General features: G+C 52.6%; 14 protein-coding genes. 11 read left to right on the forward strand and 3 right to left on the reverse strand.

All coding sequences use genetic code 11. The features are described 5' to 3' along the window. Positions 1-301: 301 nt before the first annotated feature. From RHOM_RS06015 to hcp, 3 genes are all read left to right on the forward strand, one after another. Positions 302-3,124 (forward strand): hypothetical protein, encoded by a 2,823-nt coding sequence (locus RHOM_RS06015; RefSeq protein ID WP_014079392.1) that lies wholly within the window; start codon positions 302-304, stop codon positions 3,122-3,124. Positions 3,125-3,189: 65 nt separating this feature from the next. After that, positions 3,190-4,002 (forward strand): polysaccharide deacetylase family protein, encoded by an 813-nt coding sequence (locus RHOM_RS06020; RefSeq protein ID WP_014079393.1) that lies wholly within the window; start codon positions 3,190-3,192, stop codon positions 4,000-4,002. A gap of 100 nt (positions 4,003-4,102) precedes the next feature. Beyond that, complete coding sequence (hcp, locus tag RHOM_RS06025) at positions 4,103-5,698, forward strand: hydroxylamine reductase (RefSeq protein WP_014079394.1); 1,596 nt, start codon at positions 4,103-4,105, stop codon at positions 5,696-5,698. A gap of 99 nt (positions 5,699-5,797) precedes the next feature. Here the strand turns inward: hcp and RHOM_RS06030 are convergent, their stop codons facing one another. After that, the gene (locus RHOM_RS06030; RefSeq protein ID WP_014079395.1) at positions 5,798-7,102 is read right to left on the reverse strand and encodes a glycosyltransferase; all 1,305 of its coding nucleotides are present in this window, start codon (positions 7,100-7,102) and stop codon (positions 5,798-5,800) included. Between the two features lie 158 nt (positions 7,103-7,260). Between RHOM_RS06030 and RHOM_RS06035 the strand changes: the two genes are divergently transcribed. From RHOM_RS06035 to crcB, 4 genes are all read left to right on the forward strand, one after another. Further along, positions 7,261-8,124: a DUF6033 family protein gene (locus RHOM_RS06035; protein WP_014079396.1), complete on the forward strand. Its 864-nt coding sequence runs from the start codon at positions 7,261-7,263 to the stop codon at positions 8,122-8,124. A 43-nt stretch (positions 8,125-8,167) separates the two neighbouring features. Then, positions 8,168-8,902, forward strand: coding sequence for a GNAT family N-acetyltransferase (locus RHOM_RS06040; RefSeq protein ID WP_014079397.1), 735 nt, complete (start codon positions 8,168-8,170; stop codon positions 8,900-8,902). 70 nt (positions 8,903-8,972) lie between these two features. Continuing rightward, positions 8,973-11,033: a glycosyl hydrolase 53 family protein gene (locus tag RHOM_RS06045; protein ID WP_014079398.1), complete on the forward strand. Its 2,061-nt coding sequence runs from the start codon at positions 8,973-8,975 to the stop codon at positions 11,031-11,033. Positions 11,034-11,114: 81 nt separating this feature from the next. Beyond that, a complete protein-coding gene (crcB, locus tag RHOM_RS06050; protein WP_014079399.1) occupies positions 11,115-11,477 on the forward strand; it encodes a fluoride efflux transporter CrcB in 363 nt (120 codons plus the stop codon). 667 nt (positions 11,478-12,144) lie between these two features. Here crcB and RHOM_RS06055 read toward each other — a convergent pair. Beyond that, on the reverse strand, positions 12,145-16,428 hold the full coding sequence (locus RHOM_RS06055; protein ID WP_044024626.1) for a 2-hydroxyacyl-CoA dehydratase: 4,284 nt from the start codon (positions 16,426-16,428) through the stop codon (positions 12,145-12,147). A 261-nt stretch (positions 16,429-16,689) separates the two neighbouring features. Between RHOM_RS06055 and RHOM_RS06060 the strand changes: the two genes are divergently transcribed. Continuing rightward, a complete protein-coding gene (locus tag RHOM_RS06060; protein ID WP_014079401.1) occupies positions 16,690-17,547 on the forward strand; it encodes a cation-translocating P-type ATPase in 858 nt (285 codons plus the stop codon). 75 nt (positions 17,548-17,622) lie between these two features. Here RHOM_RS06060 and aroC read toward each other — a convergent pair whose 3' ends face one another. Then, positions 17,623-18,723, reverse strand: a complete 1,101-nt coding sequence (gene aroC / locus RHOM_RS06065) for a chorismate synthase (RefSeq protein WP_014079402.1) — start codon at positions 18,721-18,723, stop codon at positions 17,623-17,625. Positions 18,724-18,847: 124 nt separating this feature from the next. Here aroC and aroA point away from each other — a divergent pair, with 124 nt between their 5' ends. The 3 genes from aroA to yajC all read left to right on the forward strand — a co-directional run bounded on the left by aroA (position 18,848) and on the right by yajC (position 21,787). After that, a complete protein-coding gene (gene aroA, locus RHOM_RS06070; protein WP_014079403.1) occupies positions 18,848-20,173 on the forward strand; it encodes a 3-phosphoshikimate 1-carboxyvinyltransferase in 1,326 nt (441 codons plus the stop codon). A 46-nt stretch (positions 20,174-20,219) separates the two neighbouring features. Continuing rightward, positions 20,220-21,371 (forward strand): tRNA guanosine(34) transglycosylase Tgt, encoded by a 1,152-nt coding sequence (tgt, locus tag RHOM_RS06075; protein ID WP_014079404.1) that lies wholly within the window; start codon positions 20,220-20,222, stop codon positions 21,369-21,371. Between the two features lie 98 nt (positions 21,372-21,469). Further along, positions 21,470-21,787: a preprotein translocase subunit YajC gene (gene yajC / locus RHOM_RS06080; RefSeq protein WP_014079405.1), complete on the forward strand. Its 318-nt coding sequence runs from the start codon at positions 21,470-21,472 to the stop codon at positions 21,785-21,787. Positions 21,788-21,805: the final 18 nt, after the last annotated feature.

A 21,805-nucleotide genomic window follows, 5' to 3' on the forward strand; every position in this document is an offset into this window, starting at 1 on the left:
CTAAAAATAAAATATGTACGGTAGAACGGAAGACGACAGTAACATCGTCATTCCCTTTTAAATAAGAGTTTATATCCGTCATTCCAAAAAGTCAATACAAAATCAGCACTCTTTTCACATGAGTGCTAACAACATTCCCGGAAGGCTGAAAAACAGGGAAACAGCGGAATTATTAAAAGTTTATAAAGTGAGGGGATGGTTTCTTGAAAAAAAATATTTTTTGCATGCGAGATTTGAAAAACGCCTCATATATGAGTATACTGTTGGTAGAAAGCGATGGATGAGAAGTGAGGTTGCGTCTATGATACTGTTGAGAGCAAATACGGAATTGCACCAGACATTTGAACGCCTGATTGAGGCGATGAAAGTTCCGGTCAAATGGAACGGCATATTTGTAGTGATTGACAATTACATGATTTTACAGGGGGAGGTGCGTTCCCTGTTTTTCCATTTTGACACGCGCAATGTGGCGACGAACATCATCGACATACCGGTAAAAGAGGACGAGATCGGTGAGGTCGGCACGAACATGCGGGTGCAGAATGCCATCAACCTGATTTTATATGCATTCGGAAAATGGGGGACGATCAAGGGCGTCCGCGTAGACAAAAGTTTTGAACAGTTAAATACGCTGTTTACGGACATTATGAAGGAGATGCAGGTCGAACCGGAGTACACGCCGTCCTATCTGCGTTTCTACCGGAGCGGAATGCGGATCACCTATGAGGATGTTATCCAGACGGCGCAGGAAGAGGAGCAGGCACAGCCGGAGGATGAGGAAACGAACGAGGGCGGACTCTGGCACAAGGTCGTCTGGAAACGCGCTCAGGCGGAGTTCGCCCGGGCGGACATCACGGTGAGCGAGCGGAGAAAGAGCCGGATCGGGAATAATTTTTACCTCGTGGGGTATCTCTGCCCGGCATGCTGCGGCAAGCTGCATATGGCGGTCTATCCGGCTGGAAAGGAATTTAAGATCGAGACGGAGGAGGGCGGCGTGCTGCTGGCGAGAGCCGCGACCTGCAATGCCTGCAGGCGGTTTTACACGCCGCGTCCCGGCAGATTGTTCTCGGAGGGCGATATTTACACGCTGGATTTTGCGACGGACGACGCGGCGTATGACGATTATCTGGAGCTTTTGGGGAGAAATGCCGACCGGGTGTCCAACTATCACACGAATGTCTATGCCGACGGAAGACGGCCGGATACGGAGGAGGACGGGGAGGAATCCCTGGAGGATCTCTGCAACGCACTGCCGGAATTGTCGGATCTTGAGGTGAAAAAGCTGTCCGCGCGGATGGAGGAGGGCTTTTATCCGGAAGAATCCGTGGAAAAATACGAGGCAAAAGTGCACAGCCGGGAGAGAGAGCGGCACGACGAGGGACGCTCTTTGCCGCAGCGGGAACAGGCAGCGGAAGAACCGGATAAGCAGTCTGGAACGCGGACACCGAAAGAGACGGCGAAGCAGTCAGCGGGGCGGAAGGAGACAGACAGCGTAGGGAGTGGACGACCGGCAGACCGCGGACGCGGTATGGCTGCAGAGACGGAAACGCGCAGAGCAGACCACAGAGCGGCGGAGGCAGAAATGCATGGAGCAGATCGCAGAGCGGCGGAGGCAGGAAGCAGCCTGCGTCCGGACGCGGATGGAGCGGGCAGACCCGCCGCTAAGGAGCGGACAGGCGGAAAAGACATCCATGCGGCAACGCAGACGCCGGAGGGAGGAATGACCGTGGACGGCGTCATTGTCACACCGGAAGAACGGAAAAGCGTGCAGGAGCACTATGAGGCGCGTCTGGCGGTCATGGACCGCTATTCCGACCGGCAGCTGCAGGAGTTAAAGCGGCAGCTGGAAGGAGAGCGCAAGCTGACGGAGGACGAGAAGAAGCCATATATAAAGAAGATACAGGACCGGATTTATGAGGGGCGTGTCCGGGAACTTCAGGAAAAAGCGGATGCCTGTGAGGGGAAGAACTACACGCTGACCAAACGGGTATTGGAGGAAGTGGAAGCTGCGGATCTTCCGGAAGAACAGAAGCATCCGCTGCGGGAGAAGCTGCAGCAGCTCAAACAGAGCCAGGCGGAGCGCGAAGTGGCGGCGATGGTGGCAAAGATGCCGGCGAATCTCGACCGGAAGCAGTACCGGCTCTATGTCGACCGGCTGCACGATTACGACGGAGTGGATCTGACACCATACGAACAGAAGATTGTGGCGGGGAGAGAGGCAGCGGAGAAGCAGGAACTTTCCAACATGATCCGGCGCGCGAGAAAAGTGAGCAGGGAGGACTACGTGGATCTTGCAGAGCGGCTTAGGGAGGGAGATTTTCTTCCGGGGCTTGTGGCACCCTATCTGGAGAAGGTCAACGACCGGATCAGGGAGCTGGATGCGGATGCCATCGCAGCAATCTGTCCGGCACCGATGCAGATGAATTTTGAGGAGGGCATAGAGGCATACCAGAAGATCAAGGAGGGAGATTTTCTCCCGGAGCTTAAGACGGATGCGCTTAAGACGCTCGAAAAGCGGCTCTCCAAAATCAAGGCGGACGAGTGTGAGCTTCTGGTGGGAAAGCTGAAAAAAGAACTGGAGGAGAACGGTGTCGGGGAGAATCCGAGACATCATTTTTATCCGGCGAGGAAAGTGCTGCTTGGGCAGGCGACGCCGGAGGAGACGGATGTGATCGAATATGCCATGGCGTCCTATGCGGCCGGCAGAGGTCTGTTTGAGTACCCGATTCTGGTGGTGGATGTGGCGCGCGATGCGTCTGGAAAAGAGGGGATGATTTTAACGCCGGAGCATCTTTACTACAGCACGGCATTTACCTCCTACGGAATCCCGGTCGCCTCGATTGCGTCTGTCACGGCGTCTACGGGACTGCTCAATAAGGGACTTTACGTGCACCAGAAGAACGGAACCAAATTAAAGATCCCTTATGCGGTTGGCACGAAGGAGCTGCCGGACTATGCCGGGGAACTCGATGATTTTATTCATTATCTGCAGGAGAAGCCGGAGTCCAGAAAGCTTACCTATCTGGCGAGCGAGAAGCACGATACAATCTGCTGCTTCCGCTGCGGCTACCAGTATAAGGGCGGCGGCGTCTGCCCGAAGTGCGGCTATCAGAATAACGGCTGATTCTGTCATGGGACAGGGCGGTTTCCGATATACATAGATAACAAGAGAACAGACAGGATCTTGTTATGCAGCAGAATTGTAAAAAGGGCCTGTGCCTTGCGTTTTTATTTTCCGCGATGTTTTTAACCGGGTGGGAGATCGCCGGGATGCGGAGCAGACAGACAAAAGAGACGGCGGCGGTCGCGTACGAGGCGGGCAACTGGGGGCTCGGCTTTGGCGCGGAGGGAACCCAGCCCACCGGCAATGCAACCTCTGCGGAGTTGGCGCAGTACGATGCACACTATGTCGGGGATCCGTCCGGGAAGGTGCTCTATCTGACCTTCGACTGCGGATACGAGAACGGGAATACAGAGCCGATTCTCGATGCATTAAAAAAGCACCAGGCGCCTGCCACTTTCTTTGTGGTGGGACATTTTCTGGAGAGCGCGCCGGAGATTGCCAAGCGGATGGTGGCGGAGGGACATACGGTGGGGAACCATACCTATCATCATCCCGATATGTCGTCGATCGCGGATCTTACCGCGTTCCAGAAAGAGATGGACGACAACGCCGCGCTTTTTTCCGAGGTGACCGGGCAGAAGATGGCGAACTATTACAGACCGCCGCAGGGAAAATACAGCACGAAGAATCTCGAGATGGCAAAACAGCTCGGCTATCACACTTTTTTCTGGAGTCTTGCCTATGTGGACTGGAATGTCGATGCACAGCCGACGAAGGAGGAGGCGTTTGAAAAGCTGCTGGGAAGAATTCATCCGGGGGCGATTGTGCTGCTGCACAGCACCTCGAAGACGAACGGGGAGATTCTGGATGAACTGCTGACCAAATGGGAGGAAATGGGATACACGTTTCATCCCCTGTCGGAGCTTTGCGAAAAATAAAAGCGAAAAGAATTGTTTTGTTGGAAAAACAACAGAAAAATCTCCGGAGATTTCATACAATGCGTAGGTAATCAATCAGGAAATCAAAGGAGAGATCAATATGGAACATAAAATGTTTTGTTTTCAGTGTGAGCAGACAGCGGGATGCAGCGGCTGCACCGGGAATGCAGGCGTCTGTGGAAAAAGCAGTGCGACGGCAGCGCTGCAGGATGAACTGACCGGCGCGTTGATCGGGCTTGCAAAGGCGTGCGGCAACAATCCACGCACCGAGGACACCACACATATTTTAATAGAAGGATTATTCACAACGATCACGAATGTCAACTTTAATGATGAGACACTGCGTGAGATGATCGCAAAGGTTCATGCGGAGAAGGAACGCGTGGTTCCGAACTGTGCCACCTGCGCATCGCCGTGCGGCAATACCTCGGATTACGACATGAAGGAGATCTGGGAGGCGGATGAGGATATCCGTTCCCTGAAGTCTTTGATTTTATTTGGCATCCGGGGCATGGCTGCCTACGCTTATCATGCGGCGGTGCTCGGCTATGAGGATGAGACGGTCAATGCATTTTTCTATAAGGCGCTTTCGTTCCTGGGCTTTGATCTGGAGATGGGAGACCTGCTTCCGGTGGTTCTGGAAGTCGGCGAGGTGAATTTAAAGTGTATGGAGCTTTTAGACCGCGCCAACACAGAGACATTCGGCAATCCGAAGCCGACAAAGGTGCCGCTTACCGTGGAGAAGGGACCGTTTATCATCATCACCGGTCACGATCTCTACGATTTAAAACTGCTTTTGGAGCAGACGAAGGATAAGGGAATCAATGTCTATACGCACGGTGAGATGCTTCCGGCACATGCGTATCCGCTGTTAAAGCAGTATCCGCATTTAAAGGGAAACTTTGGAACGGCATGGCAGAATCAGCAGAAGGAGTTCGACGGGGTTCCGGCGCCGATTCTGTATACAACGAACTGTTTGATGCCGGTGAAGGAGAGCTACCGTGACCGTGTATTCACAACAGAGGTGGTTTCTTATCCGCAGATGGTGCATATCGGTGCGGACAAGGACTTTACGCCGGTGATCGAGAAAGCGTTAGAGCTCGGCGGTTACAAGGAAGATACGGAGTTCACCGGCATCAACGGCGGTAAAGAGGTGATGACCGGATTTGCACACGGCACGGTGCTCTCCGTTGCGGATCAGGTGGTGGATGCGGTAAAGAGCGGCGCAATCCGTCATTTCTTCCTGGTGGGCGGCTGTGACGGTGCCAGACCGGGACGCAATTACTATACCGAATTTGTAAAACAGACCCCGAAGGACAGTGTGATCTTAACGCTTGCATGCGGAAAATACCGCTTTAACGATCTGGATCTCGGGGAGATCAGTGGTCTGCCGCGCCTGATGGATATGGGACAGTGCAATGATGCGTACAGCGCGATCAAGGTTGCGGTGGCGCTTGCCGAGGCGTTTGGCTGCTCGGTCAATGAACTGCCGTTATCCATGGTATTGTCCTGGTATGAGCAGAAGGCGGTCTGTATCCTTTTGACGCTGCTGCATCTGGGCATCCAGAACATCAAGCTGGGACCGACACTTCCGGCGTTTATCTCCCCGAATGTGTTAGCATATCTGGTGGAGCATTACCATATTGCACCGATCACGACACCAGAGGCAGACTTAAAGGAGATTCTCGGAGCGTAAGGGAACGGGAAAATTTCATTCTAATCGAAGAAGGCAGGTACAAAAAAGCAGTTTGTACTTGTCTTTTTTGTTACGGTATCTAAAAAACACGGCCGGGCGCTAGACGCCTAGCACCCGCATGGTATTTTCCTTGATCTTTTCCGTCACTTTCGCATAGCAGATGAGCTCTTCCTCGCTCAATCCGGCAAAGCGCGCCATATCAAAATCGTTTTGTGCGGTGGCGAGCTCCGGGAGGAGCGCAGTCGCTGCCGGAAGCAGATCCACGTGCAGGTATTTTCTGGTGCTGTTGACGCGGATATAATCTTTGGCGGAAAGCTTTTGCAGGGTGCGCGCGAGCGAGCTTTTGGATAATCCGGCAAAATCGGCAAGTTCCGTGCGGCTGCAAAATGTATGCATCTGGCTTAAGGACAGCAGGAGGGACAGCTCGCCAAGCGTCAGATCATTGCGCAGGGCGATCGCCTCCAGACAGCGGTCCAAAAGCTTGCGGCTCCGGTAGAACTCCGATAGGATACCCTCTCCGGAGATCGCGGAAGGACAGACCGGGATGCGCTCTGTGCCAAGCTTTTTTGCACCCGGCAGAAGCGTCGGCGGCACAGTGCCGTCACTGGCGGCATCCAGAAAAAAGCGGTAGACGGACAGCCGCTTTTTTTCGTATACTTTTTCGTCGTAGACATTCTTATAAAATTCATTGTAATATTCAAAGACCATGAATTTCATCTTGACGGTCTTTGTGATGCTTAATCCCTGACTTGCAAGGGAACCTTTTGTCTTGACATAATAGTAGACCGGCGCCTGCAGGGCGTAGAAGACGTTGGCATGTAAAATATATTCCAGATTAAACAAAAAGTCCTCACACCAGTTCACCGAGACATCCATGCGCAGATGATATTTTTCCACAAGATCACGCCGGTACAGCTTGTTCCAGAGAACGCCATAATAAAAATCAGCGGGATTCTCCATCATATGCGCAGCAAACTCTTCGCGTGTGAGGACACCGTTATCCTCAATATCGCCCTTGTGCGAGACGCGCTCTCCGACGACGCGGTAGAAATCGGCGATCACCAGATCGCAGTCATGCTCTGTGGCGGCGCGCACGAACAGCTTTGTCGCATCCGGTGTGATCCAGTCATCACTGTCGAGAAACTGCAGGTAAGTGCCGCGAGCCTGGCTGATGGCGAGATTACGGCTGTCCGATACGCCGGTATTTTCTTTGTGGATGACTGTAATGCGGGCATCTGCGGCGGCGTAAGCATCGCAGATGTCACCGGAGCCGTCTGTACTTCCGTCGTCGACTAAGAACAGTTCGTAGTCGGTATATTCCTGATGCAGAATGCTGTCAATGCAGCGCTGCAGATAATTTTTTGCATTGTAGACAGGTACGATAATGCTTACTGTAGGGTTCATGAAAAGAGACCTCCCGAAAAGATACTCCTTTTATCTTACCTTTGATTTTTTAAATTTGCAATGGCAAGATGGACATATCTGACCGATATATAAAGTAAAGAGAGCAGACCTGCCGAAACGGATTTCGGCAGGTGGAAATGGCGAAAGGGGAGATTTGTATGAGTTTGATACCGGATTATGCAAATGCAGTGGGAAGTGCCATGTCCTATAACCGTAAGGCGGCAGACACAAAAGGAAAAGAAAAGACGGATGGAAACGCATCGTCAGAGAAGACCGGGAAAGCCAATAAGGCGGACAAGACAGACAGGACAGGAAAAACCGGAACGGTGACTGGAAGAACGATCGGCAATCCGAAACTCAGCGAAAAAGCGGCAAAGTATTATGAAGAACTGAAAAGAAAATATTCCAATATGGACTTTATTCTGGTCAGCGAGGATCAGAAGGAGAAGGCAAGGGCGCAGGCGGGAAGCTATGCCAATGCATCGAAGATGGTAGTTCTCATCGACGAGGACAAGATTGAGCGCATGGCGGAGGATGAAAATTACCGCAGACAGTACGAGGCGATCATTGCGAATGCGGGAAGCGGCATTGCACAGATGAAAAGTTCGCTGGAGGCTTCCGGTACAAAAGTAAAAGGCTACGGCATGCAGGTGAATGATGGCGGCACCGCCACCTATTTTGCCGTGCTGCAGAAGTCTTCCGACGCGCAGAAGGAGCGGATTGAGAAAAAGCGCGAGAAGGCGGCGGAAGAAAAGAAGGCGGAGGCGAGACGGGCGCAGAAAGAAGCGCAGGAGAAGCGGATCAGGGACGGAAAAAATCAAAGAGATGAACATGCAACAGAGCGTGTGAATAAGACAGATGAGGCGTCTGAGGCAGACTGGGAAAATACGGTGACGATCACGGCGTCAAGTATCGGGGAGCTGTTAAAAAAGATCAGCGATTACCAGCAGAATGAGCGGATGAATACGGTGCAGACGAAAGAGGAACGCTTGGTCGGCGGACACATCGATTATAAAGGCTGACCGGATGCCGGGAGAATGAAAACAAAGAGAAAGAGATACGACAATGAAGGACGGACAGAAGCAATATCGGATTCTTAGGATTGACGAGCCGGATTTTGGCTGTGAAGGACGTGATGACGGGGAAGCGGCGTATGATGAGATCACGCTGGTAAACGAACAAGGAGAAACCTGCCTGGTGCGCATGGAGGAGCAGCAGGTGTGGAACATGGGACTGGATGAGGGAATGCTTGTCTGGGTCGGAAAAGACGGACAGATCCGGGGACGCTGTAAGAGAATGGACATCAGCCGCTGGTCGGAAAAATATCAGGTGCGCGCACTGACAGAGCAGGATGTGGGAGCTATTTATGAACTCTCCCGGAAGAACAATCTGTATTATGAATATTGTCCCCCGTATGTGACAAGAGACAGCATCCTGTCAGATCTTGTGGCGCTTCCGCCCGGAAAACTCCCCGATGATAAGTATTACGTGGGATTTTTCCGGGGAGAGACACTGCTTGCACAGATGGATCTCATTGCCGATTACCCGGAGCGGGCGATGGCGTATATCGGACTTTTTATGATGGAGGCTTCTGTTCAGCAGGCGGGGATCGGCACCAGAATTGTGGAGGATCTGTGTCGTCATCTGGCTGAGGAAGGAATCCGCACCGTGCGGCTCTGCTGGGTGAAGGGCAACCCGCAGGCAGAGCATTTCTGGAGAAAAAATCAGTTTGCGCCGATCAGAGAAACACAGAGCATGTCGGGACAAACGGTGGTTCTGGCAGAACGGAGGTTGAAATAAACGTCTTTATGTGATAAAATGTAGCTGCGTAACCGGTTGCGCAGCTACATTTTTTGCAGGAGAAGAAGTGATGATAACGTGTGGGAACAGGAATTACAGAAAATGGCTGGCACTTATGGTCAGCGGCGGTCTTGCCGTAACGGCGCTTGCAGGCTGCGGCGGGAGCAATGGAGGAACAGAGCAGAGCGCGCAGACAGAGGTCTCGGAGGGGATTAAGACGGCGGCAGAAGATAATAAGGTGACGACGTTTGCGCTGCCGGATGGACCGGAGGAGTCGGAGATCTATGTGGAGCCGATCGCCGATCTGCCGGATGATTTTATCCTGGGAATGGATGCGTCCGCGGTACTTTCACTGGAGAACAGCGGCGTGACGTATTACAATTATGAAGGAAAAGAGCAGGATGTCTTTGAGACGCTGGCACAGTCCGGCGTAAATTATATCCGCCTCCGCGTGTGGAATGATCCGTATGACGCGGATGGAAACGGGTACGGCGGCGGCAACAATGACGTTGCGACGGCGGTCACCCTTGGAAAACGGGCGACGGCGTACGGCATGAAGGTGTGCGTGGATTTCCATTACTCGGATTTCTGGGCGGACCCGAAGAGACAGCATGCACCGAAAGCCTGGGAGGGTATGAGTGCGTCGGAAAAGAGCGAGGCACTCTATGATTTTACGAAGGAAAGCCTTGCCGAGCTTTTAGACGCGGGTGTCGATGTCGGAATGGTGCAGGTCGGCAACGAGATCAACAACGGCATGGCAGGCGAGGAGGATGTCGATACGGTCATGGATCTGATTGCATCGGGAAGCCGTGCGGTGCGTGAGATTGCAAAGGATTACGGAAAAGATATCAAGGTTGCCGTTCATTATACCAATATTGAGGATTACGAGGAAGTGGACACCAGGGCTGCCAATCTGCAGAATGCCGGCGTGGATTACGATCTGTTCGGTCTGTCCTATTATCCTTACTGGGATGGAACGATGGAAAATATGCAGGCAGTTGCAGAAAATATTGAGAACACCTACGGAAAAGATGTCTATATCGCAGAGACATCCTACTGCTATACGACAGAGGACGGCGACGGCTTTGCAAATAGTTTTGCCGGCACGGAGGATCTGGTGGACGGATATGTGGCGACGGTGCAGAGCCAGGCGACGATGATCCGCGACATCTGTGCAGCGGCGGATGAGGCGGGAGCGCTCGGCGTCTTTTACTGGGAAGGCACCTGGATTCCGGTCGGAGATGCCGATGCGGATAACACAGCCCTCTGGGAAAAATACGGAAGCGGCTGGGCGAGCATCTATTCGGCGGACTATGATCCGGAGGATGCCGGTCTGTATTACGGAGGCTGTTCCTGGGACAATCAGGCGATGTTTGATTTTACGGGGCACCCGCTTGCCTCATTAAATGTATTCAAATATTTGAAATATGGTGCGACGGCGCCGCTTGCCGTCGATTTTATTACGGAGGTTGCGGTAACCTGCGATGTGGGCGGTGAGGTGACGCTGCCGGATACGGTTGAGGTGGTATACAATGACCGCGCGGCGAACACACAGGAGGACGTGACCTGGGATGCAGAGCAGCTTGCTGCGATCGATACGGGCAAAGCGGGAAGCTACGAGGTGGCGGGAACGCTTGCGGACGGTACGGCAGTGACGGCACAGGTTGAAGTGGAGATGGTGAATTACGTCTTAAATCCGAGCTTTGAGGATGAGGACACTTCGATGTGGAAGGTTTCCTACGAGGGAGAGAATAATCCGACCGATTTCCAGAACAAGGCGGATGATGCCTACACCGGAGATATCGCGTTCCATTTCTGGTCGGGAGATTCCGATATGGACTTTTCCATCGAGCAGGAATTTACGGATCTTGCGCCTGGAACCTATCAGCTTTCGGCGTACGCACAGGGCGGAGATATGTCAGTGGACGCTTCGATGGAATTGTATGCAGTGGCAGACGGTACGGAATGGACAGATCCGTTTATGATGACAACCTATGCCGACTGGCAGAATCCGACGGTCAGAGAAATTAAGGTGACGGACAGTACACTCACAATCGGCGTGCGCTTCAAGTGTAATGTGAAAAGCTGGGGAACGGTGGATGATGTGACCTTGAATCGTATTTCGGATTAAAAATATTGGAAGGAACGGGAGAAATTTGAACGGTGATTCCTCCTGCGAAAAAACGTCTGCGGAATGGAGAGGGAGATTCATATGATAAAATGTCTGTGTGTGGGACTTGGAGGAGCCGTCGGTGCCATGCTGCGCTATCTGATCGGACTGGTGCCGGTGGGCGCGTCCAACGGATTCCCGGTCAAAACGCTTCTGATCAATATACTCGGTGCGTTTGTCATCGGCGTGCTGGCGGTTCTGGGAGAAAAGCATTCGCTTCCGCCGCTTCTGGTACTGACGCTAAAGACCGGCGTCTGCGGTGGCTTTACAACATTTTCCACATTTGCACTCGAGACCAGCCAGCTGTTCCAGAACGGAAGCTATGGACTGGGGATAGGGTATGTGTGTGCCAGTGTTATTTTGAGCATTGTGGCGGTGCAGCTTGCGTGCCTGTGGCTGTCCTAAGCAGGGCTGACGCAATGCAGCGGAAGGGGCGCGCATGAAGTGTGTTGTGTCCTTTTTATGATAAGTAATATTAAATATTATAAGAAACACACCTACAGATTTCATGTGGAAATGCAGAGGAAAATTCGTTGGAGAAAAATGTGAGCATTTCTTCCGGCCGAATGTTTGCATCGGATTCCGTGTCTCTTCCACGTTTGGACAATCCGACGGGTGCATGTCCGACACACCGGAGACAATGGGCGGACTTTCTGGTGTCCCTAATGGCACCTTTTCACAGACAATATAAAACCGCGCGAACCGAAACTCGCCGGCATCTGCTATTGAAAATAAGGCAGATGCCGACTCAGACATCGGCTTCGCGCGGTTATGTTTTGTTCGACATAAAGATGGCATTTATGCCATCTGTTGTCTGATGCCGCAAGGGACACACACAAAAGTCCTACAAATTGTCTTCCGGGATGCGGACATGACCCGCGGAGTGCTCCAAACTTGGAAAGACACGGATCATCGAAGATGCAAACATCCGGCTGGTTAGAAATGCCACATTTTTTGAACCAAATTTCCCTCTGTATCTCCATCTGAAATCCCACGGTGTGATCTTCTGATAATATTACTTATCACGAAAAGGGGCTGCACATTTGATGCGCAGCCCCTTTCTCTGTATCTGTCAGCCTGCAGCCTGATCCTTCTGCTCCGGTGCGTTCTGCTTTGCCAGATTTTTGTTCGCGGTGGAGAGCATCAGCTTGATACGGTTGAGCTGGTTTACCTCGCTGGCACCCGGATCGTAATCGATGGCCACGATATTGGAACCCGGATAGCGGTGACGCAGTTCCTTGATGACACCCTTGCCGACCACATGGTTCGGCAGGCAGGCGAACGGCTGCGTGCAGACGATGTTCGGTGTTCCGGTGTGGATCAGCTCTAACATCTCACCGGTTAAGAACCAGCCCTCGCCGGTCTGGTTGCCCTCGGATACAATGTCTCTTGCATATCTGGCAAGATCATCGATGTGCGCAGGTGCAGTAAAGTGCCTGCTCTTTGTGAATTCATCTCTTGCAGCGCTGCGCAGCCACTCAAAGAAATTGATGCCCAGACGGCCGATCTTCTTGGACTTCTGGCTCATGCCGAGATTGTCTGCTTTAAAGCCCGTATTGTAGAAGCAGTAGAGCAGGAAATCGGTCAGATCCGGTACGACTGCCTCTGCGCCCTCGGATTCGAGAAGCTCCACCAGATGATTGTTTGCAGCCGGATGGAACTTGACAAGAATCTCGCCGACAACGCCAACGCGCGGTTTCTTGATGTCTTTGCGCGGAAGGTTGTCAAAATCGCGGATGATCTCGCGGCACATTTTCTTGAACTTGCCGTGGGAGAGCATCTTTTTCTGGGTAATAAAGGCGATAACCTCTTTTTTCCATTTTTCGTGCAACTCGTCCGTTGATCCGGCAACCGCCTCGTAAGGGCGCGTTGCGTAGACGCAGCGCATGAAGATATCGCCAAACTCCAACGCGTAGAGTCCGTGCTGGATCAGTGGCAGTGTCAGCTTAAAGCCCGGGTTCTTCTCCAGACCGCTCAGATTGATCGAGATGACCGGAACGTCCGGATAGCCGGCTTTTTCCAGTGCACGCCGGATGAAGCCGATGTAATTGCTGGCGCGGCAGCCGCCGCCGGTCTGGGAGATTAAGACCGCGGTGCGCGACATATCATAACCGCCGGACATCACGGCCGCCATCAGCTGGCCAACCACGATCAGGGACGGGTAGCAGGCGTCATTGTTGACGTACTTTAAGCCGACATCCACGCAGGTGCGGCTGTCCACATCCGGAACAACAAGGTTGTACCCGGCCGTCTGGAACGCCGGCTCCAACAGCTCAAAATGGATCGGTGACATCTGTGGGCAGAGGATGGTGTAATTCTTGCGCATTTCCTCCGTGAAGACGACGCGGTTGTAATTCGCCGGAACGATGGTGCGCTTCGTCTGCTTCTTCTCACGGACACGGATCGCCGAGATCAGGGAACGGATACGGATGCGCGCCGCACCGAGGTTGTTGACCTCATCGATTTTTAAACAGGTGTAGATCTTGCCGGACTTTGTCAGAATATCATTGACAGCGTCTGTCGTGACAGCATCCAGACCACAGCCGAAGGAATTCAGCTGGATGAGGTCGAGATCGTCTCTTGTCTTGACATAGTTCGCCGCTGCGTACAGTCTGGAGTGATACATCCACTGATCCATGACGATGAGCGGGCGCTCCACCGGCTGTAAGTGGGAGATGGAATCCTCCGTGAGCACGGCGATGCCGTAGGAGGTAATTAGCTCCGGAATACCGTGGTTGATCTCAGGGTCTACATGGTACGGACGACCTGCGAGGACGATACCGCGTCTTCCGGTCTCCTTTAAATACTGTAAGACTTCCTCGCCTTTTTTCTGCATCTCCATCCGGCAGACGGCAAGCTCCTTCCAGCCTTCGGCAACCGCGTCGCGGATCTCGGATTCCGGAATCCCGAACTCCGACTGGCCAAAGGTCTTAATCAGCTGGGAGGAAAGCGTCTCCTCGCTGGCGAAAGACATAAACGGATTTAAGAACTTCACCTGACCGGAAGTGATCTCGTCCACGTTATTTTTGATATTTTCCGCGTAGGAGGTAACGATCGGACAGTTGTAGTGATTGTTGGAATCCGGGAATTCGTTGCGCTCATAAGGAATACACGGGTAGAAAATAAAATCGACGTTCTGGTGGATCAGCCATGTCACATGACCGTGTGCCAGCTTTGCCGGGTAGCACTCGGACTCGCTCGGGATGGAATCAATTCCAAGCTCGTAGATCTTGCGCGTCGACTGCGGGGAGAGTACCACGGAAAAACCGAGCTTCTTAAAGAAAGTTGCCCAGAACGGGTAGTTCTCGTACATATTTAAAACGCGCGGAATACCGACTGTGCCGCGTGCTGCTTCCTCGGCGGAAAGCGGGGTGTAGTCAAACAGGCGTTTGTTCTTGTATTCGTAGAGGTTTGGAATGTTGTCTTTATTTTTCTCCTTGCCGAGGCCGCGCTCACAGCGGTTGCCGGTGATATACTGGCGGTTGCCGGAAAAGCGGTTGATTGTGAGGAGACAGTGGTTGGTACATCCCTGACATCTTGCCAGCTTTGTGTCGAAGGTCAGCGCATTGATCTGTTCGATGGAAAGCATGGAGGTCTGGTAGCCTGCCTCGTGACGCTCTCTGGCGATCAGTGCGGCACCGAAAGCACCCATGATGCCGGCAATATCCGGACGGACACATTCGACACCCGCAATTTTCTCAAAACTGCGCAGTACGGCATCGTTGTAAAACGTACCGCCCTGTACGACGATATTTTTCCCGAGCTGGCTTGCATCGGAAAGCTTGATTACCTTAAATAAAGCATTCTTGATGACAGAGTACGCAAGACCCGCAGAAATATCTGCAACGGATGCGCCCTCTTTCTGCGCCTGCTTTACTTTGGAATTCATAAATACGGTGCAGCGGGTTCCAAGATCGATCGGATTTTTGGCAAAAAGAGCCTCCTTTGCAAAATCCTGTACAGAGTAGTTGAGGGATTTTGCAAACGTCTCGATGAAAGAACCGCAGCCGGAGGAACAAGCCTCATTGAGCTGTACGGAATCCACCGTCTGATTCTTGATCTTGATACATTTCATATCCTGACCGCCGATGTCTAAGATACAGTCGACTTCCGGGTCGAAGAACGCGGCTGCATAGAAATGTGCCACCGTCTCAACCTCGCCGTCATCGAGCATCAAAGCGGCTTTTAACAGCGCTTCACCGTATCCGGTGGAGCAGGAGTGAACGATCTTTGCCTTCGGTGGAAGGAGCGTATAGATCTCCTTGATGGAACGGATTGCCGTCGCAAGCGGACTTCCGTTGTTGTTGCTGTAGAAAGAATACAAAAGGGAACCGTCCTCGCCGACTAAGGCAATCTTGGTCGTGGTGGAACCTGCATCGATGCCCAGATAGCAGTTGCCCTCGTAGGTGGAGAGATCTGCGGACTTGACATTGTGCCCGTCGTGACGTGCGCGGAAAGCGTCGTATTCTTCCTGGCTGGCAAACAGAGGATCCATACGGGCAACCTCAAATTCCATCTTGATGCCGTTCGAGAGCCGGTCGCGGAGAGAGACGAGCGTGGTTGTCTCGCCCGGCTTGTAGTTCAACGCGGAACCGATCGCCGCGAACAGATGCGAATTCTCCGGTGTGATGGCGTGTTCATCGTCCAGATTCAGGGTGCGGATAAAAGCAGCCTTGAGCTCGGAGAGGAAATGAAGCGGACCTCCGAGAAAGGCAACGTGGCCGCGGATCGGCTTACCGCAGGCAAGCCCGCTGATTGTCTGATTGACCACCGCTTGGAAAATGGAGGCAGAGAGATCCTCTCTGGTAGCACCCTCGTTGATTAACGGCTGGATATCGGTCTTGGCAAAGACACCGCAACGCGCAGCGATCGGGTAGATGGCCTTGTAATTCTTGGCGTATTCATTCAGACCTGTCGCATCCGTCTGGATGAGGGATGCCATCTGGTCGATAAAAGAACCGGTACCGCCGGCACAGATGCCGTTCATACGCTGCTCGACATTGCCGCCCTCAAAATAGATGATCTTGGCATCCTCACCACCGAGCTCGATGGCAACATCGGTCTGCGGTGCATAATGCTGCAGGGCAGTGGACACGGCGATCACTTCCTGGACAAACGGAACACCGAGATGCTTGGCGAGTGTCAGACCGCCGGAACCGGTAATCATCGGTGCAACAGCAAAGTCGCCGAGTGCATCGTAAGCTTTCTGGAGAAGGGAGGATAAGGTCTCCTGGATATTGGCAAAATGGCGCTCATAATCAGAGAAGAGCAGATGATCCTCCTGGTCTAAAATTGCGACCTTGACGGTTGTGGAACCGATGTCGATTCCCAATTTATGAAGTGTATTGTTTTCCATAATTCCCTCCATGGCTGTTTCTCGTAAAGTAAATACTTTAGCAGAGTAAAATATGTAAAAGATTTCTTCTTATTATAAATAGTGCCAATCTGGCGATAAACACTCTACATTATACGACAGGATATGTCAAAAGACAATGTGCATTTTGCCGGAAAAGTATAAACTTTTTGTAAAGAAGAATCCCTCTGATTGACAAAGATTTCCCCGACCGATATACTGAACAACGTAATGTCATTTTTGGAAAGGTCAGGAACAGAGTATATGAACTGGTTAAATAAATTAGAACGTAAATTCGGCAATTGGGCGATTCCCAATCTGATCGTGTGGCTGATCGGAGCTTACACGATCGGGTTTGTGCTCTACCAGGTGAATCCGTCGATCATAGGACTTTTGATGTTGAGTCCGTATCACATCCTGCACGGACAGATCTGGCGTCTGATTACCTGGGTGTTTATGCCCACAGACACGAATCTGGTGTATCTTCTCATTATGGCGCTTTTCTATTATCAGCTTGGAACGACACTGGAGCGCACATGGGGAACCTTCCGGTTTAACGTCTATATTTTCGGAGGTATGCTGTTTACCGTCATCGGAGCGTTTTTGCTGTACGGTATCATGTATCTTTTGAACGGCGGTGTGACGACGGAGATGCTTCTCATCGGAACGAGTTTCAGCACAAGTTACATCAACATGTCCATCTTCCTTGCGTTTGCATGTATGTATCCGGATATGCAGGTTCTTCTGATGTTCATTATCCCGATTAAGATGAAGTGGATGGCGGCTGTGTACGGCGTTCTGATTGCTTTAAGCTTTTTTGAGACCGGATGGGCGGGAAGAATGGCGATTTTTATGTCGCTCCTCAACTTTATTATTTTCTTCTTCTCCACCAGAAACCTCAAGCGCTATACGCCGCACGAGGTGCACAGACGCCAGAAGTTTAAGGCAGACATGCGAAGACCGCAGGGATATGCGGGCGGTGCGAAGCACAAGTGTGCTGTCTGCGGCAGGACGGAACTTGACGATCCGACGCTGGAATTCCGTTTCTGCTCCAAGTGCGAGGGCAATTACGAATACTGTCAGGATCATCTGTTTACACATCAGCATATTCGGATGAGCTAGAAAGTATGAAAAAGAAAAAGGTGATACTTCGATTGCGCCAGCCGGCGGAGAAGAAGTATCACCTTTTTGTTTCTTTTAGGAGTAGAAATCTTTTAACGCATCCATCCGTGCGCTCATATTGGAAAAGAGTGAGTCGACGATCGTGATGGCCGCCATGGATTCCACCACGACAACGGCGCGCGGAACGATGATCGGATCGTGGCGTCCCTTGATGTTGACCGAGATCTCCTCACCGGACTGATTGACGGTGCGCTGTGTGGCGGCGATGGAAGGGGTCGGCTTGATGGCAGCCCGGAGGATGATGTCGCTTCCGTCGCTCATGCCGCCTAAGATACCGCCGGCATGGTTGGTTGCTTTGGCAATTCTGCCGTCCTCACCGAGGACAAAGGCGTCGTTGTTGTTCTTGCCGGTCGCTTTTGCCACGTCAAATCCGTCCCCGATCTCAAAACCTTTGACGGCGCCGATGGACATGACCGCCTTGGCAAGGTTTGCATTCAGCTTCTCAAAGACCGGATCTCCGATACCGGCAGGCATTCCTTTTATGATACACTCCACGATGCCGCCGGAGGAATTTAACTCCGTCATGCAGGCATCCAGATAATTTTCAGCGTTCTCGGCCGCTTCGGCGTCCGGCATATAGAGTGGATTCTTTGTGACCTCGGAAAAATCAAAGTGCCCGGAAGATACGGCGATCGGGCCGATGGATTTTGTGTAGGTTATAAAGGTAATGTCGAGCTCGTTTAGAATCTTGACGGCGACGGCGCCGGCGGCGACACGCCCGATGGTTTCCCGCCCGGAGGAGCGCCCGCCCCCGCGGTAGTCGCGGAAGCCGTATTTCTGGTCGAACGTGTAATCGGCGTGACCGGGACGGTAATAGGAGGCAATCTCGCTGTAGTCTTTGGACTGCTGGTTGCGGTTGAAGACGACAAGCGAGATCGGGGTGCCGGTCGTCTTTCCTTCAAACACGCCAGAGAGAATCTCTACGGCGTCGTCCTCTTTGCGCGGCGTTGCATATCTGGACTGACCGGGCTTGCGCCGGTCGAGAAACTTCTGGATATCCGCTTCACAGAGAGAAAGTCCCGCCGGACACCCGTCGATGACGACGCCGACACCCTTTCCGTGAGATTCCCCCCAGGTTGTGATTTTAAAAAGAGTTCCCAATGTAGACCCTGCCATGTGATTCCCTCCTGCTTACATAATGATCTTTCTCGATTATAAAAGATTTGACTTTGCGCCGCAACAGAAATATGTTATGATTTGACGGAGCAGAAGTACCAGCAGGCGAGGAGAAGAATATTTCATGATAGAGAAATACCTTGTGAAAAAGATAACAGAGCCGGTGGACTGGAAGGTAACCGTGCCGGGATCAAAGAGCATGACGAACCGCGCGCTTCTTTTAGCAGCGCTGTCCGCCGGAACGGTGCGCGTGGAAGGCGTCCTGTTTTCCGATGATTCCAGACACTTTCTGGCGTGTCTTGTGTCGCTCGGCTTTGCAGTGCAGATAGAGGAAGAAAAAAAGTGCGTGACCGTGACGGGCTGCGGCGGCAGGATTCCCAGCAGGGAAGCGGTAATTGACGTCGGAAGCGCCGGGACAGCGGCGCGTTTCCTTGCGGCGATGCTCGGATTTTCAGACGGGTGTTATGAGATCCGCTGTTCAGCGCAGATGAAGCGGCGGCCGATGGCGGAGCTGTTCGAGCTGCTTTCCGGTGCGGGGGCGAAGATTACCTTCCTCGAGGAGGAAGGGCATCTTCCGGTGCGCATCGCAGGGTGCAGATCTGCCCGGGCAGATGAGACGGCAGGGGAGACGCCGCGGAGGCTCTCCCTTGACATTACGAAGAGCACGCAGTTTTTAAGCGCGCTGCTGCTGATTGCGCCGATGGTTCCGGAGGGGATGAAGATCCACATCACCAGCGAGAAGACGGACGGATCGTACATCCGTATCACACGGAAAATGATGCAGAAATTCGGAGTGAGTGTCACTTTTGACGGAAGAGACTACGAGGTGCCCGCGGAGGCTTCCTACCGGAAGGAGACTTATACGGTGGAACCGGATATGTCGGCAGCCTGCTATTTTTACGCGGCTGCGGCGGTGACCGGCGGACGGGCGCTTGTGCGTCATGTGCATATGGACAACACACAGGGAGATCTGCGTTTTCTGGAAGTGTTGGAGCGCATGGGATGTAATGCGGATGATACGCCGGAGGGCGTCCGGGTAACGGGACCGGCGGACGGTGCGCTGCGGGGCATCACAGTCAATATGAACGATTTCTCCGATCAGGCACTGACTCTGGCGGCGATCGCGCCGTTTGCCGACGCGCCGGTGCGCATAGAGGGAATCGGACATATCCGCGGACAGGAATGCGACCGGATTCACGCGATACAGACGAATCTGACCGCGCTTGGCATCCGGTGTGAGGAGGAAGAGACGGCTGTCACGATCTATCCCGGCAGCCCCCACGGCGGAAACGTGGAGACATACGACGATCACCGTGTGGCGATGGCATTTTCCCTGATCGGGCTTAGAACTGACGGGATTGTGATTGAGAACCCAGCGTGCTGCCGCAAGACATTTGAAGATTACTTTACCGTGTTAAGCGAACTGACCGGGAAGAAGACGGAGGCGTGAAGCAGCGCCGGCTTTGCATGAGTAATAAAAAGGAGACGAAAAACAGATGTATGAATTATTAAAACAGGAAGGACGCGCGAAGAGAGGCGTTTTCCATACGGTGCACGGAGATATCCAGACGCCGGTATTTATGAATGTGGGTACGGTGGCTGCCATCAAGGGAGCTGTCTCCACGGAAGATCTGGAACAGATCAAGTGTCAGGTGGAGTTGTCAAACACCTACCATCTGCATGTGCGCACAGGGGATAAACTGATCAGGGAAGTGGGAGGACTGCACAAGTTTATGTCGTGGAATCGTCCGATTCTTACGGATTCCGGCGGATTTCAGGTGTTCTCCCTGGCAGGCCTGCGCAAGATCAAGGAGGAGGGCGTCTATTTCCACTCGCATATTGACGGGGCAAAGATTTTCATGGGACCGGAGGAGAGCATGCAGATCCAGTCCAATCTCGGTTCCACGATCGCTATGGCGTTCGATGAATGCCCGCCGGCGCTTGCCGAGCGGAAATATGTGGAGGATTCCGTGGCACGGACGACACGTTGGCTGGAGCGCTGCAAGAACGAGATGCAGCGCCTCAATGGGCTGGAGGATACCGTGAACCGTCACCAGATGCTGTTCGGCATCAACCAGGGAGCCATCTACACGGACATCCGGATCGACCATGCAAAGCGGATTTCCGAGCTGGATCTGGACGGCTATGCGGTCGGCGGACTTGCGGTCGGCGAGACACACGAGGAGATGTACCATGTGCTGGATGAGACCGTGCCTTATCTTCCGGTGAACAAGCCGATCTATCTCATGGGAGTCGGAACGCCGGCCAATATTCTGGAGGGAGTGGAGCGCGGCATTGACTTCTTCGACTGTGTTTATCCGTCCCGCAACGGCCGACATGGCCATGTATACACGAACCAGGGCAAGATCAACCTGTTCAACCAGAAGTACGAGAAGGATATGCGCCCGATCGAAGAGGGCTGCGGCTGCCCGACCTGCCGCCGCTACAGCAGAGCCTATATCCGCCATCTGCTCAAGGCAAAAGAGATGCTTGGCATGCGCTTATGTGTTCTGCACAATCTGTACTTCTACAACACGATGATGGAAGAGATTCGGGATGCGCTGGATGCCGGAAACTTTGCCTCCTACAAGGAAGAAAAGCTATACAGCATGGGACAGATCAACCGGGAAAAGGAAATGGAAAAGTAAGAGGGAAAAGGCTTGCCAAACAGCGAGGTTTTGTGTACAATACTCTTTAATGAAGTCGGATGACTTCGGACAAGTTTATGATTTTAGGAGGATATCAGATGTTTTCAATCTTAGCAACAGAGAGTGCGTCATCCGCTGGCTGGATCAGTATGGTGGTGTGGCTGGTTATTTTATTTGCGTTTATGTATTTCTTCATGGTTCGTCCGCAGAAGAAGGAACAGCAGAAGAAGAACTCCATGCTTGCAGAACTTGCAGTGGGAGATACGATCTTAACAACAAGCGGTTTTTATGGAACAGTGATCGATATTGCTGATGATACAGTAATCGTTGAGTTCGGAAGCAACAAGAACTGCCGTATTCCGATGCAGAAGGCGGCCATCTCCGCAGTTGAGAAGCCGGAAGAAGCAGCTGAATAAGCAGGATATTGAATGGAA

Source organism: Roseburia hominis A2-183, assembly GCF_000225345.1.
Taxonomy (GTDB): domain Bacteria; phylum Bacillota; class Clostridia; order Lachnospirales; family Lachnospiraceae; genus Roseburia; species Roseburia hominis.